Annotated in this window: 11 protein-coding genes; 2 read left to right on the forward strand and 9 right to left on the reverse strand. The window is 70.5% G+C overall.

The genetic code is table 11. The features are described 5' to 3' along the window. The first annotated feature begins 12 nt into the window (after nt 1-12). Nucleotides 13-1,986 (forward strand): CocE/NonD family hydrolase, encoded by a 1,974-nt coding sequence (locus tag NNI01S_RS15600; protein WP_245676189.1) that lies wholly within the window; start codon nt 13-15, stop codon nt 1,984-1,986. A 38-nt stretch (nt 1,987-2,024) separates the two neighbouring features. Here NNI01S_RS15600 and NNI01S_RS15605 read toward each other — a convergent pair whose 3' ends face one another. Next, nucleotides 2,025-2,945 carry an LLM class F420-dependent oxidoreductase gene (locus NNI01S_RS15605; RefSeq protein WP_063020823.1) on the reverse strand — a complete coding sequence of 307 codons (921 nt, stop codon included), beginning with the start codon at nt 2,943-2,945 and terminating at the stop codon, nt 2,025-2,027. A 29-nt stretch (nt 2,946-2,974) separates the two neighbouring features. Continuing rightward, complete coding sequence (locus tag NNI01S_RS15610; RefSeq protein ID WP_063020824.1) at nt 2,975-4,171, reverse strand: PucR family transcriptional regulator; 1,197 nt, start codon at nt 4,169-4,171, stop codon at nt 2,975-2,977. A gap of 343 nt (nt 4,172-4,514) precedes the next feature. On the opposite strand from NNI01S_RS15610, the gene NNI01S_RS15615 reads away from it, so the two are divergent. Then, on the forward strand, nt 4,515-4,988 hold the full coding sequence (locus NNI01S_RS15615) for a gluconokinase (protein ID WP_063020946.1): 474 nt from the start codon (nt 4,515-4,517) through the stop codon (nt 4,986-4,988). Nucleotides 4,989-5,010: 22 nt separating this feature from the next. Here the strand turns inward: NNI01S_RS15615 and NNI01S_RS15620 are convergent, their stop codons facing one another. From NNI01S_RS15620 to NNI01S_RS15650, 7 genes are all read right to left on the reverse strand, one after another. Further along, nucleotides 5,011-5,931: a DUF5995 family protein gene (locus tag NNI01S_RS15620; protein WP_063020825.1), complete on the reverse strand. Its 921-nt coding sequence runs from the start codon at nt 5,929-5,931 to the stop codon at nt 5,011-5,013. 137 nt (nt 5,932-6,068) lie between these two features. Then, a complete protein-coding gene (locus NNI01S_RS15625; protein WP_063020826.1) occupies nt 6,069-6,863 on the reverse strand; it encodes a M50 family metallopeptidase in 795 nt (264 codons plus the stop codon). A gap of 83 nt (nt 6,864-6,946) precedes the next feature. After that, on the reverse strand, nt 6,947-8,623 hold the full coding sequence (locus NNI01S_RS15630; protein ID WP_245676166.1) for a serine/threonine-protein kinase: 1,677 nt from the start codon (nt 8,621-8,623) through the stop codon (nt 6,947-6,949). 27 nt (nt 8,624-8,650) lie between these two features. Further along, complete coding sequence (locus tag NNI01S_RS15635; protein ID WP_063020827.1) at nt 8,651-9,550, reverse strand: bile acid:sodium symporter family protein; 900 nt, start codon at nt 9,548-9,550, stop codon at nt 8,651-8,653. Nucleotides 9,551-9,635: 85 nt separating this feature from the next. Then, complete coding sequence (locus NNI01S_RS15640) at nt 9,636-10,685, reverse strand: Gfo/Idh/MocA family protein (RefSeq protein ID WP_063020828.1); 1,050 nt, start codon at nt 10,683-10,685, stop codon at nt 9,636-9,638. Nucleotides 10,686-10,818: 133 nt separating this feature from the next. Next, nucleotides 10,819-11,490, reverse strand: a complete 672-nt coding sequence (locus NNI01S_RS15645; protein WP_063020829.1) for a response regulator transcription factor — start codon at nt 11,488-11,490, stop codon at nt 10,819-10,821. Next, nucleotides 11,472-13,160 carry an ATP-binding protein gene (locus NNI01S_RS15650; RefSeq protein WP_174554406.1) on the reverse strand — a complete coding sequence of 563 codons (1,689 nt, stop codon included), beginning with the start codon at nt 13,158-13,160 and terminating at the stop codon, nt 11,472-11,474. The genes NNI01S_RS15645 and NNI01S_RS15650 overlap by 19 nt, the downstream gene beginning before the upstream one ends. Nucleotides 13,161-13,306: the final 146 nt, after the last annotated feature.

The raw sequence follows: 13,306 nt of genomic DNA on the forward strand, positions 1-13,306 counted from the left end.
GTGCTGGCGACGATGGGATTCGTGTCGGTGCCGGCGGCCGCGGAGCCGTCGGTGGACACCCACAGCGTGCGGTGGACCGCGTTGCACGACGGCCCACAGCCGTATGCCGACGTGCACATCGACTGGGACGTCCCGATCCGCATGAGCGACGGTGTCGTCCTGAAGGCCAACGTCTACCGGCCGGTGAAGCGGAGCGGTGAGGTGGAGCAGCAGCCCCTGCCGACGATCGTCAACCTCACGCCCTACACCAAGCTCATGACCAACCTCATCGATACGGCGCTCGCGGTGCCCGGCTTGCAGCCGTTGACCGTGCGCATGGTCAACCGCGTGAATCTCGCCCGCACGCCGGTCAGCGGTTTCGGTGATCTGCTGCACGCGGTCGACGGCGGCACCGTGCAGACGGTGCTCGGGCTCGATCGCAACCTGATCCGCGCCGGCTACACCCAGGTGATCGCCGACGTGCGCGGCACCGGTTTCTCCCAGGGCGCCTGGGACACTCTCGGCGAGCGGGAACAACTCGACACCCGCGAGGTGATCGAGTGGGCGGCCGCGCAGCCGTGGTCGAACGGCCGGATCGGCATGAGCGGAGGTTCGTATTCGGGGATCAACCAGTTGCGCGCCGCCGAGAACGCCCCGGCGCCGTTGCAGGCGATCTTCCCGGTGGAACCGGGCAGCGATCTCATGCGTGACGTCGTCGCGCCGGGCGGCGGGGTGGGGACGACGTTCCTGCCGCTGTGGCTGAGCACGGTCAACCAGCTGAAACTGATTCCCGATGTGCAGTCGATGTTGCAGGGCACCTTCGACTGGGGGTGGCTGCAGGAACGGATGTCCGATCCGGCCAGTAACGTCGATCTGCTGGCGCAGGCGCTGCTCACGCCCTCGCTCGACCACGTGCCGCCCGCGCTGGCCGACGCGCTGGACGAGGACAGCTATTTCCGGCGCGGCATCGAGGGCCATCCGGAGCGCATCAGCGTCCCCACCTTCGTCTACGGCGGCTGGCACGACATCTTCGCCAACAGCGCGACCAAGCTGTACAACGCGATCCCGCTGCCCGCGGGCCGCAAGCAGTTGGTCGTGGGCGACACCTACCACGCGAATCCGGGGGCGGGAACAGGGATTCCGGGCGCGCCGCCGCGACTGGACGTGTTGCAGCGCGTGTGGTTCGACAAGTGGCTGAAGGACGTCGACCACGGCTTGGGCGATTTCGGCCCGATCACGGTGTGGGAACAGGGCGGCGGCTGGATCAGCCTCGGGCAGTTCCCGCAGCAGGACCTCAACCATCGCCGCGTGTATCTGTCGGCCGAACCGAGCGGCACCGCCGGAAAGGCCGTGTACGACGGGTCGCTGACGATGAACGTCCCCGACGAGCGGCAGACCTTGACCGTGGCCCCCGGTCTCGCGGCGGCGTGTTCCCGCGATACCGCGCAGGGCTCGGCCGGAATGGCCGCGGTGGTCGACGTGTGCGCGAAGGACTCGCGCATCGCCGAGCGCAATGCCCTGACCTTCACCAGTGCCCCGATGACCGAGTCCACGGTGATCTCGGGGCCGGTGAATGTGCACCTGAACACGGTGCACGACGCCACCGACGGTTATTGGAGCGTCACGATGAACGATGTCGCGCCCGACGGGTCCTCGAAGGTGCTGACCACCGGACAGCTGACCGCCTCGCTGCGCGCCGTCGACGAGCAGAAGAGCAGCCGCACCCCGGCCGGCGACCTGATCGAACCGTTCAATCCGCTCACCCTCGACAGTGTGCGGCCGGTCGTTCCCGGGCAGCCGGTGGCGCTGGACATCGCGGTCATTCCCACCCAGGCGGTGCTGCAACCCGGCCACCGGCTGCGGATCGACGTCTTCGCGGGCAATTCGCCCAAGGCGCTGGCCTTCCGGCCCATGCTCAACAACACCGAACTGAAGCCGCAGCATTTGGAGCTGGATCCGTCGGCGCCGAGTTTCGTCATCGTGCCGACCAACCGCCCGCTGGGCTGAACCGGCGTGGGCCGCCCGGGCGGGCGACCCACGCGAGTTCACAGTTGCGCCTGCACCTGCGCGGAGATCAGTTCCAGATGCGCGAGATCACTCAGATCCAGCATCTGCAAGTAGACGCGGCTCGTCCCGATCTCGGCGTACCGGCCGAGCTTGTCCACCACCTCGGCGGGCGAACCGGCCAGGCCGTTGGTCTTCAGCTCGTCCACCTCGCGTCCGATCGCCGCGGCGCGACGCGCCACCTCGGCGTCGTTCGCGCCGACGCAGACCACCAGCGCGTTGGAATAGACCAGGTCGTCGGCGTCGCGGCCGTAGGCCTCCGCGGCGGCGCGCACCCGGTCGAACTGCCGCACGCTGTCCTCGATCGAGGAGAACGGCATGTTGAATTCGCTCGCGTACTGCGCGGCCAGCCGCGGGGTGCGGGTGGCGCCCTGCCCGCCGATCAGCACCGGGATCGGGTCCTGCATCGGTTTCGGCAGCGCGGGGGAGTCGGTGAGCTGGTAGTGCTTGCCGTCGTAGCTGAAGGTGTCGCCGGGTTTGGTGGCCCACAACCCGATGATGACGGCCAGCTGTTCTTCCAGCCGGGCGAACTTGTCGGCGGGGAACGGGATGCCGTACGCGGCGTGCTCCTCGGCGAACCACCCGCTGCCCAGGCCGAATTCGACCCGGCCGCCGGACATCTGGTCCACCTGCGCCACCTGGATCGCCAGCGGGCCGGGCAACCGGAAGGTGGCGGCGGTGACCAGGGTGCCCAGGCGGATCCGCTTGGTCTCCCTGGCCAGTCCGGCGAGGGTGATCCAGGCGTCGGTGGGGCCGGGCAGCCCGTCGGCGCCGCCCATGCTCAGGTAGTGGTCGGAGCGGAAGAACGCGTCGAAGCCCAAGTCCTCGGTGGCCTTGGCAACGGTGAGCAGGGTGTCGTAGCTCGCACCCTGCTGCGGCTCGGTGAAGATGCGTAGTTCCATGTCAATGACCCTAGCCGGTGGGCCGGCCCTCACGCGCGGTGCGGAGATCGGCGCTCGTCCGGCGGCGCGGGGGCCCGCGGCCGCGGGTAAGTCCGCGCGATGACCGCGGCCCGCAGCCGGTAGAGCGCGTGGGGAGCGGCGGTGTCCAGGCCGGTGAGGCGGCCGATGCGCTTGAGCCGATGGTCGACGGTGTTCGGATGCAGGTACATCGTCCTGGAGGTGCGGCGGCGATTGAAGTCGTTGCGGATGTGCTCGCGCAGGGTGTCGAACAGTTCGGGATGGCCGTCCAGCGGGTCGAGCAGGGCGGCCAGCCGGTCGCGTCCCGGTCCCGGCCGGGTGAGCTGGTATTCGAGGGCCAGGTCCGCGAAGCGGTACAGGCCCGGCGGGCTCTGCAGGCGCCGGACCATGTCGAGCAGCTCGTGGGCCTGCTCGGCCGCACCGGGGATCCGGTCGGGCTCGGCGGCCAGCGCGGTCACCGTGAGCGGGGCGGGCACCGCCGCGGCCAGCGCGGCGGCCAAGCCGTCGAGATCCTCCTCGGCGACCAGCGACATCGGTACCAGGACCGTCCCGCCGACCGCGCTGAGGACCGCGGGCACGTGCCTGCCGCAGTGCACGGCGAGGCAGATCTGCACGCGCTGCCGGATGCTGTGCCCGTCTCCGGGGCGGGGGCCGGAACGTTCCTCGCCGGGCCGGTCGACCGCCACGGCGAGCACGGTGTAGCGGTCGGCGACCGCAATGCCGTACTCCCGGTAGACCTTGGCGGGATGATGTCCTCTGAGCAACGCGACCGCGACGCCGTGCGGCGCCGCCTGGTCGACGGCGGGCGCGGCGGACAGGTAGGCCAGCGAGACAGTCGCGGTGACGGCGTGCAGTGCGTCGAAGAGCCGGCGTATGTCGTCGTGCGGTGGGCTCTGCGTGCGCTGCAGGTGCTCGTCGAGATAGAGGCGGAAGCCCTCGTGGACGAGATGCTGGACGGTGTCCAGGCGAATCCCGACGCCGGCCCACCGGGTGGCGGCCTCGAAGATGCGGACCGTGCGGGCCGGTTGCCCAGGGTCGACGGACGCGATCAGATCGACGCAGTGCGCGACGGTGGCGCGGATCTCCTCGCGCAGCAGATTCCCGCGCTCGACGTGCCGCCGGGGAATGATGCCGAGCAGGTGCCGCACGATGTGCTCGGTGGCCGGGACGAGTTCGCCGGAGGCGGTGGCGCTGCGTGTGGATGGCATGCCGCTGTTCAGATTCCGCCTCCGGGCACCCAGCGGGCGCGCGTGCGGTCGCGGTCCGGATGTCGGACCAGGTCCGTGTCTTGCGTCATCGCAAACATTCGGTACTTCCCGTCCAGTCTTCCGTGCTGTTTCGAAATTTGTTGCTGCGGAACGGTATTCGTGTGCAGCGAAAGCGCACGGCCTCGGCATTTGAAATCTAGCCGCGGTGGCGGGGATCGTCACTGCACGGGTGGACGAAGTGGTCCGCGGCTAGGTTGTCGCCGAGGACAAGTCCGCGCGCACAACTGATCGGCCGCCGTGAGGGAAGAAGGTTCGAGTGCACCAGGTACCGGTGATCGTCGTGATGGGTGTGTCGGGGTCGGGAAAGACGACCGTCGGCACCGCTTTGGCCGAGGCGCTCGGCGTCGAGTACGCCGAAGGCGACGATTTCCACTCGCCCGCGAACATCGCGAAGATGGCGGCGGGGACTCCGCTGGACGACGACGACCGCGCCCCCTGGCTCGACGCCCTGGCCGCGTGGATGGCCGGTCGATCCGGGCGGGGAGGCGTCGTCACCTGCTCCGCCCTCAAACGGGTGTATCGGGACCGGCTGCGTGCGTCCGCTTCGGACGCGTTCTTCCTGCATCTGGAGGTGCCCCGCGGCGAACTCCGGCGTCGCCTGGTCGCGCGCCATGGGCACTTCATGCCAGCGAGTCTGCTCGATGCGCAGCTGGCGACCTTGGAGCCGCTCGATGCCGACGAGCGCGGCCATGTCGTCGATGCGACACGACCGCCCGAGGAGGTGATCCGGCAAGCGGTGACGGCGCTGGGCAGGTGAGCGCTGCGCCGGGATGCGTTCGCTAGAGCGCGCCGATCTCGGAGAGGGCTTGGAAAGCCGGATCGAGTCCGCGCCACAACGCGTCGATCTCGGCGACGACGGCGGGCGCGGCGGCCGGATCGCGCATCGCCAAGCCGTTCGCGAAGATGACCACGTTGGCGCCGGCGTCGGCCAGCCGGAGCAGCGGCCCGGTCGCCACGCCCCGGCCCAGCAGCAGATCCAAGCCCTCGCCGACGAAGTAGAAGCGCCACAGCGGCCCGAGGTCGCCGCCGTAGACGGCTTTGGTCGCCTCCACGATCAGCGCGCCTTGCTGGGCGATCGCGTCGACGATGCGGTAGTAGTCGCGCGCGTTGGCGGCGGTGCTGCCCACGGCGGCGACCGAATAGGACAGGTCGACGGTCAGGTGCGCGTTGTAACCGGCCATAGCGACGCGCGCGGGGGACAGCGCACAGCGGCGGGACAGCGCGAAGTAGTTCGCCCAGTGCGGATCGGCGGGAGCGCCGGTGAATTCGGCGTGCACCGTGCGCAGGAACCGCGACAGCAGTTCGAGGCTGATCCGATGCGCCCATTCCGGGTCGTCGAACGACGCGGGGTCGCGCTGCAGCGGCAGGACGGCGGCTTGCTCGACCGCGTCGAGGCCGAGGGCGAACACACCGCGCAGGTCGCGGTGGCCGACCAGGATCCGGGTGATCTTCCGGTGCCGGTCGACGGCCTGCTCGAGCTGTCCCAGCGAGGAACCGGTGAGCGTTCCGGTGTCGGACAGTTCCGCGATCGCGGCAGTCTCTGCCGGAGTCAAAGGTGTGCCGCAGGCCGTGCCGGTCGGTGCGGCGAGTGCGGTGGGACCGACTGCGACTGCGGCGACCAGCACTGTGGCGGCCGAGACCAATGCCCGAAACACTTGCCGGGCAGACGTGCTCGATGTGGACGCGAGGATGCTCGCCATACTGGCTCCGAGGGTCGTGATCGCGATCTGGGTCGGGACGGCCGAAGTGGGTGAGCTCGGCGATGTACCGCGGCCGCGGGTGAGGCGATGGCACAGGACGAGCGAAGCCTAGCCGAGCCCATACCGCGGCGCGGCGGTCAGCGTGCCTCGAAGCAGGAGCCGGAGGGCGCGCCCGGCAGGCAGACCTCGGCGATGGCGGAGACGAGCAGCCACGCGCCGAGCAGCAGCGAACCCACGGCGACGGCGCCGAACACGAAAACCCACAGTACGCCGGGCAGCCGGGTGAGCCGGGCGAGCTGATCGGCGTCGGAGTCGACCTCGTGATACCGGGCACGTCGCTGCCGGGACCGGCTGCGCTGCAGTTCGAGCACCGGGCGCGCCCCGGCGAACAGCAGGAACCAGGCGCCCAGATACGCGAAACCCGCTTGCAGCGTGTCCGTCCCGAACCAGGAGACGACGAAGACCACCGCTCCCAGGCCGAGCACCGTGATACCGCCGTAGACATTCCTGATCTTGATCAGCAGCGCGGCGAGCAGGGCGATGGCGGTCCACAGCATCAGCGTGATCCGGCTCGCGCCCAGCAGCGCCGCGAACCCGAGACCGAGCAGCGGCGGGGCGGGGTAACCCGCCATCGTGGTGAGGATCATCCCGAGGCCGTACGGTTTTCCGCTCGACACCGTGAGACCCGAGGTGTCCGAATGCAAGCGGATGCTGTTGAGTTTCCGTCCGGTCAGCAAGGCGACCAGGGCGTGCCCGCCTTCGTGCGCGATGGTGACGATATTGCGGGTCAACCGCCAGATCGGGGTGTAACCCACCAGCACGAGCGCCACCACGGCGGCGGCCGCCACCAGCCACCACGGCGGTTGCGCTTGCGTCGTCGTCAGACGATCGGCGATGGAGGCGCCGCGCTCGAAGAATTCCGCTCTGTCCACCGCCGCACCTTAACCGCCCACCGACGACGGCGCTCGGGCGTACGTTCCCGCGCACGGCGCGGGCCGCGCTGCGCCGGCTCACCTCAGCTCTTGGACAGAACCCCTTCGATATCGCCGAAAACAGCGGTGAAACTGTAGGAAACCGTGCCGTCCGGCCGCAACGTGACCGTCGTCTCGGAGCCGTCGTCGAAGCAGGCGGAGCCGCCGGACAGTCGCGCGACGAACTTCAGCTCCGTCGCACTGGCGGCGGTCAGGGTTTCGGCGCGCTCACAGCGTCCACCGGATCGCTTGCCGGTGTTCGACGACTGCGCGAGTTCCTCGCCGACGCTGCCCTCCCGGATGGTGAGCACGATGTCGAACGACGCGAAGGCATCGCGGGCGCTGCCTTTCCATTCGCCGACGAACGCCTTCGGCACGGTCGTGCTGGGCGGATTGCTACCGGACGGGTTCGTGTCACCGGCCTCCGTCGCGGTGGCCGTCGCGAAATTCCCGTCGACCTGTGTGGTGCGCGCCGTAGAATCGTCCGGGTCCGAATGCCGTAGCCGGGAGCCGACCACGAAAGCGGCGACGGCGACCGCGACGCAGACGACGAGCGCGCCGGCGACGAGCAGGGCGCGACCGGGCCGCCGGGCAGACGTAGTTGCGGAACGATGCGGGTGTCCGGGAACGACCGAAGACGTCTGTGCCGGGCCGGGCTGCCACCTCTTCGGCGGGGCCGATCGTCCTGGATCACTGTGCGAACCGGCAGACGGCGCCGAACCGACGATGGTGTCGGCGGTGCGCGCCGGATCGGAGGGCACCGGAGGGCCCTGGCGTTCGAACGGGCCGGAGTCCAGGTTCAGCAGTTCGATCGCGCGGCGGCTGACTTCCTCCAATACCGGAGCGGGCAGCCAGCCGCCGCGCTCGGGGATGCCGAGGGCCGTGAGCTGGGCGAGCAGCTGGTCGGGGGTCGGACGGGCGGCGGGGTCCTTGGTCAGGCAGGCCGCCACCAGTGGGCGCAGCCGTTCGGGCACGTTGTCGAGATGCGGCTCCTCGTACACCACCCGCCACAACACTTGCATCGTCTCGCCGACGCCGAACGGTCCGTGGCCGGTCGCGGCGAACACGAGGACGCCGCCGAGGGCGAAGACGTCCGCGGGCGGGCCGACCGGATCGCCGGTCACCTGCTCCGGGCACATGAATCCCGGGGAACCGATGACTTTTCCGGTCGTGGTCAGTTTGCTGGCGTCGGCGGCGCGGGCGATGCCGAAATCGATCACCTTGGGGCCGTCGAGGGCCAGCAGGACATTGGACGGCTTGAGATCGCGGTGTACCACCCCGGCCCGGTGGACCGCGGTGACCGCCTCGATCAGTCCGTGCGCGAGCACGAGCAGCGCGTTCTCGGTCAGCGGCCCGTGCCGGTCGACCGCATCGGCCAGCGCGAATCCGGCCACATACCCGGTGGCCAGCCACGGCGGATCGGCGTCCACGTCCGCGTCGAGCACCGGTGCGGTGAACCCGCCGCCGACCCGGCGCGCCGCCGCAACCTCGCGCCGGAAGCGCTGACGGAATTCGGCGTCGATCATGTCGGGCCGGATGACCTTGACCGCGACGGTGCGCCCGCCCGCGTTCCGGCCGAGGTAGACCCGGCCCATGCCGCCCGCACCGAGCACGCCGAGCAGACGGTAATCCCCGATCCGAGCCGGATCGTTCGTGCCGAGCGGTTGCATCGCGTAGCCGGTTCCCTTCACATCGCCTCGATCCTCCGAGAGGCTACTCACCGGGCGCGTCCGTGTCCGCGCAGCTCACTACCCCCGCTGGCCCGCCATGCTCGGCGCGGGCGCGGGTCCGTCCCGCCGCGCCCGCCTGGCCAGCAGATACGCCGCGATCGCCGCCGGAATGTTCATCAGGACCCCGTAGACCGCGCCCGGTACGGCCATCGTGTCGTTGTGCAGCACCGAAGCGGCGACGGCGATCGCGAGCGCCGCGTTGTGCACCCCGATCTCCATGGCCGAGGCGATCGCCTGATCGGCCTCGACACGCAACAACCGGGGCACGAAATAGCCGACCGCGAGACTGATCACGGCGAAGGACAGGCAGATCGCGGACAGTTCTGCGATGTGCTCCGACAGCGTGTCCAGGTTCGCGCCCACCCCGGCCGCGACCACCAGCGCCAGGACCACGACGGAGAGGATCTTCACCGCGCCGCGCATCCGGCGTGACCACTCCGGCAACCGCCGGTGCACCACCATGCCGATCGCGACCGGCACGAGCACGATGGCGAAGACCTGGGCGAATTTCTCCGGCCGCAGTCCGACCGAGCCCTCGCCGTCCAGGAACAAGGTGTAGGACAGCGCCACCACCACGGGCATGGTGAACACGGCGAGCACCGAATTGATCGCGGTGAGCGTGATGTTCAGCGCCACATTGCCGCCGGCGATGTGACTGAACAGGTTCGCCGACGCTCCGCCCGGCGACGCGGCTAGCAGCAGCATGCCCGCGGCCAGCGCGCCTTCCAGGCCGAACAGTGAGATCAGGCCCAGGCACAGCGCGGGAAGCAGCACCATCTGGCACACCAGCGCGATCACCGCGGCTTTCGGATACCGCAGTACGCGCGTGAAATCCGCGGTGGTCAGGGTCAATCCGAGCCCGAACATCACCAAGGCCAGCGCGAGCGGCAGCAGTACCGCGAAAACCGTTGCACCCATTGGTGTCTCCTCTCCGCCGAGCGGCCGGACCGGCCGATCCCGGGGTCCGACGTTATCGAGTCGCGGCGGAGGTGGCCAGCCCTGGTCAGGCGGTGACGGTCACACCCAGGGCCGCCGACTCTCGCGCTTTCGTCAGCAGGCGCAGGGTGGTGACGGCATCGCGCGGGTCGACGGGCACGGGTGCGCCGTCGAGCAGCGCGGCGGCCATCGTGGCGTAGAACTCGGGATACGCGCCGGGCCGGGTCGGCACCGGGGCGAAGTCCGGCTCCGCGCCCAGTGCGCCCCAGCGGTCGGGAGCTACTGTGCCCCAGTCGGATTCGTCCGGACGGCGACCGGACCGGAGCGCGTCCTCCTGCGGGTCCAGCCCATAGGTGAGGTATCCGGCTTCCGACCCGAGCACCCGGAAGCGCGGTCCGAGTTGCGGCGCGACGGCGCTCATCCACAGGTGAGAGCGGACGCCGCAGGCGTGGGTCAGCGCGACGAACGCGTCGTCGTCGGTGGTGATCTGTTCGCGCCGCCGGTCCAGTTCGCAGTACACCGAGGTCACCGGCCCGAACAGGGTGAGGGCCTGGTCCACCAGGTGGCTGCCGAGGTCGAGCAGGATGCCCGCGCCGTCCTCGTCTGTGCCGACCTCTCGCCAGCCCCCTTTCGGCACCGGACGCCACCGCTCGAACCGCGACTCGAAACGCCGCACCCGCCCCAGCTTCCCGGTCTCGACCAGATCCCGCACGGTCCGGAAGTCGCCGTCCCAGCGCCGGTTCTGGAAGACCGACAGCGCCAGGCCGGAACGCTCCGCACGATCGACGAGGTCCTCGGCGTCGTCCACCGCGACAGCGAACGGCTTGTCGACCACCACCGGCAGTCCGGCCTCCATCGCCTGACGGGCCAACGGCGCGTGCGTGCGGTTCGGCGTCGCCACCACCACCAGATCGATGCCGTCCGGCGCGGCGAACAGCTCCTCGGCTCGCGGCACCACGCGCACGCCGGGGTGTTCTGCCCGCGCCTGGGTCGCGCGCTCTTCCGAGGAGGTGACCACGGCCGCGACGCGCATCCGCGGCTCGGCGGCGATCAGCGGAGCGTGGAAAACCGACCCGGCCAGGCCGTAACCGAGAACAGCGACCTCGACGATGCTCATGCCCCGACGCTACCGCCCGGCGACTGCGGCGGGCATCGCCACATTCGCGCCGGTCCGCGCACGCACCCGCGTAGCAGGGATGAACAGCCCCCGCCGGGACCGCGCACCGCCGGGCGCGGTCGGCCCCGCACGCTCATCCTTGCGATCCGGCGGAGTACTCCTGTTCCGGCCGTCCCGTGGCGCCGTAGCGCAGGCTCATGCGCACCGTGCCGCTCGCCACGAGCCCGGCCAGATAGCGCTGGGCGGTGGCCCGCGAGACTCCGATGGCGTGCGCCACCTCACCCGCGGAAAGCGGTGTGCCCGCGCCGAGGACAGCTTGCAGCACAGCGTCTTTGGTCGGTGATGACACCGTAGCCGACGGGCCCGCGGTGACCGCGGGCCGCAGTGCGTGCAGCGCCGCGGAGATCCGGGCGTTGTCGACCTGCGGCACCGCGAGAATGCGCCGGTAGCGGGCGTAGGCGGCCAGCCGGGCGGCCAATTCGGTGTGCGGGAACGGCTTGACGAGGTAGGCCAACGCGCCCGCCGCGACGGCCGCTCGCACGGCGTCGCTCTCGGTCGACGCGGTGAGCATCATCGCGTCGCAGTGGATCTCGCGGACGAAATCGATCCCGGATCCGTCCGGCAGATAGACGTCCACCAGCGCCAAGTCGATCGGCGTCGCCGCGACGAGATCCCGCGCGGCCGCGAGGGTGTTGGCGGTGCCCGCCACCGTGAAACCCGGGATGGCCTGCACGATTCCGGCGTGCAGGTTCGCCACCCGGAAGTCGTCGTCGACGACCAGGACGGTCAGGGTCGGCGTGGCCACGGCACCTCGCTTTCCACGAGCACCCCCGGGATGCGGGCGATGAACTCCGCGCCGGTGAGCGGTGGCTGCCCGCCGCCGGGACTCGACAGGCGCACGTCGCCGCCGTGGGCGCGAGCGATCTGGCGGATCAGGGCGAGGCCGACCCCGCGCCCGCCGGGGACGCCGCGATCGTCGCGGGTGGACACCCCTTCGGCGAACAGCGTGTCCACCAGCTCGGGTGCGACACCGTCACCACTGTCGGCGACGGTGAGGTGCAAGGTCGAATCCTCTTGTACCAGTTCTACTTCCACTTGCCGCACCGGCCGGTCCTGGGCGCGGACGGCCTCCATGGCGTTGTCCAGCAGGTTGCCGAGCACTGTGGTCACGTCCACCGGATCGGTGAGGTCGCCCTCGACCCACGTGTTGGGCCCGAGCACGAGTTCGACGCCGTTCTCCCTGGCGTGCGCGGCCTTGGCGGCCAGGAAGGCTTGCAGGTACGCGTCGTGGATGGCGTCGATGCCCGGGGTCGCGGGACCGAGCGGACCCGCCCCGACCAGCTCGTCGACCGAGCGCGCTGCCTCCTCGACGCGTCCGCTGTGCAGCAGCCCGCTGACCAGGTGCATCTTGTTGGAGAACTCGTGCCGCTGCGCGCGCAGCACCGTGCTCATCGACTGCACCGCGTCCAGCTGCCGGGTCAGCGATTCCACGTCGGTGCGGTCGCGCACGGTGAGCACCGCGCCGAGATCGCGTCCGTCGCGGCTGACCCGGCGTGCCGAGACGATGACGATGTTCGCGCCGACCGTCGCCGACGCGGGTGGTTGATCGGGTTCGCGGAATACCTCCAGCACCCGGGGCGTCAGGCCGATCTCGTCCACCGGGCGACCGATGTCCGGCGCGATGCCGAGCAACCGGCGCGCCTCGTCGTTGACGAACGTCGTGCGCCACGACGCGTCGACGGCGAGCACGCCCCCGCCGATGCCGTGCAGCACCGCCGCCTGGCCGCGCACCAACTCGGCCAGTTCGTCCGGTTCCAGCCCGAGTGTCAGCCCGCGCCACCGGCGGGCGAGCAGGATCGATCCGGCGATGCCGACCGCGAGCGCCACCGCGACCAGCCCGCCAGCGGTGCGCAGATCATCGAGCAGTTGCTCGTGCACCGCGTCGGTGGCGATGCCGACGCTGACCGCGCCGACCACCCGGTCGGCGTCGGGAGCGAGAACGGGGACTTTCGCGCGTACCGAGTCGCCGAGCGTGCCGCGTTCCTCGGTGATCGCCTCGCGGCCCGCCAGCGCCTCGGACGGATCGGTGCTCACGTGCTCGGCGAGCCGCCCGGCGTCCGGGTGTGCGAGGCGGATGCCCGCGTCGTCGGTGATCACGACGAACAGCGCGCCGTTGCGCTGCGTGGCGTCCACCGCGAGCCGTTCCAGGGGACCCGTCGCGAGGTCGCGGCGCACGCCGGGATCGTCGGCGACCGCGCCCGGCGCGTACCGGGCCACCTCGGCGCGGACCACCGGATCGGCGGCGACGGTGCGCGCGACGGCCAGCGCCCGCTGACCGTAGGCGTCGCGCAGCCGCTGATCGCTGAGGTAGCCGAACACCGCGAACGCCACACCGAGCGTCAGTGCGACGACCAGGATCTGCGACAGCAGAACCTGGGTCCGCAATCGCACGGCCCGCGCGCCCTCAGTGGCCATGGCCGCAGCATAGGCGCAGACCATCGCGCACGGAGCATGAGCAGAATGCGCAAAACCTGCGAATCCCGCGTTTGTGGCGGTTGTGCGCACAAGCTCCGGCATGTGACCGGCGCCACGTACGTTCGCCCTACCCGATCTCGCAGGAG

This window comes from Nocardia niwae NBRC 108934 = DSM 45340, from assembly GCF_001613465.1.
Taxonomy (GTDB): domain Bacteria; phylum Actinomycetota; class Actinomycetes; order Mycobacteriales; family Mycobacteriaceae; genus Nocardia; species Nocardia niwae.

Bases quoted from the DNA above. Each gene is read 5' to 3' on its own strand.
- NNI01S_RS15600 (WP_245676189.1), top strand. From the start codon at position 13: ATGGGATTCGTGTCGGTGCCGGCGGCCGCGGAGCCGTCGGTGGACACC.
- NNI01S_RS15605 (WP_063020823.1), bottom strand. From the start codon at position 2,945: ATGGAACTACGCATCTTCACCGAGCCGCAGCAGGGTGCGAGCTACGAC.
- NNI01S_RS15610 (WP_063020824.1), bottom strand. From the start codon at position 4,171: ATGCCATCCACACGCAGCGCCACCGCCTCCGGCGAACTCGTCCCGGCC.
- NNI01S_RS15615 (WP_063020946.1), top strand. From the start codon at position 4,515: ATGGGTGTGTCGGGGTCGGGAAAGACGACCGTCGGCACCGCTTTGGCC.
- NNI01S_RS15620 (WP_063020825.1), bottom strand. From the start codon at position 5,931: ATGGCGAGCATCCTCGCGTCCACATCGAGCACGTCTGCCCGGCAAGTG.
- NNI01S_RS15635 (WP_063020827.1), bottom strand. From the start codon at position 9,550: ATGGGTGCAACGGTTTTCGCGGTACTGCTGCCGCTCGCGCTGGCCTTG.
- NNI01S_RS15640 (WP_063020828.1), bottom strand. From the start codon at position 10,685: ATGAGCATCGTCGAGGTCGCTGTTCTCGGTTACGGCCTGGCCGGGTCG.
- NNI01S_RS15650 (WP_174554406.1), bottom strand. From the start codon at position 13,160: ATGGCCACTGAGGGCGCGCGGGCCGTGCGATTGCGGACCCAGGTTCTG.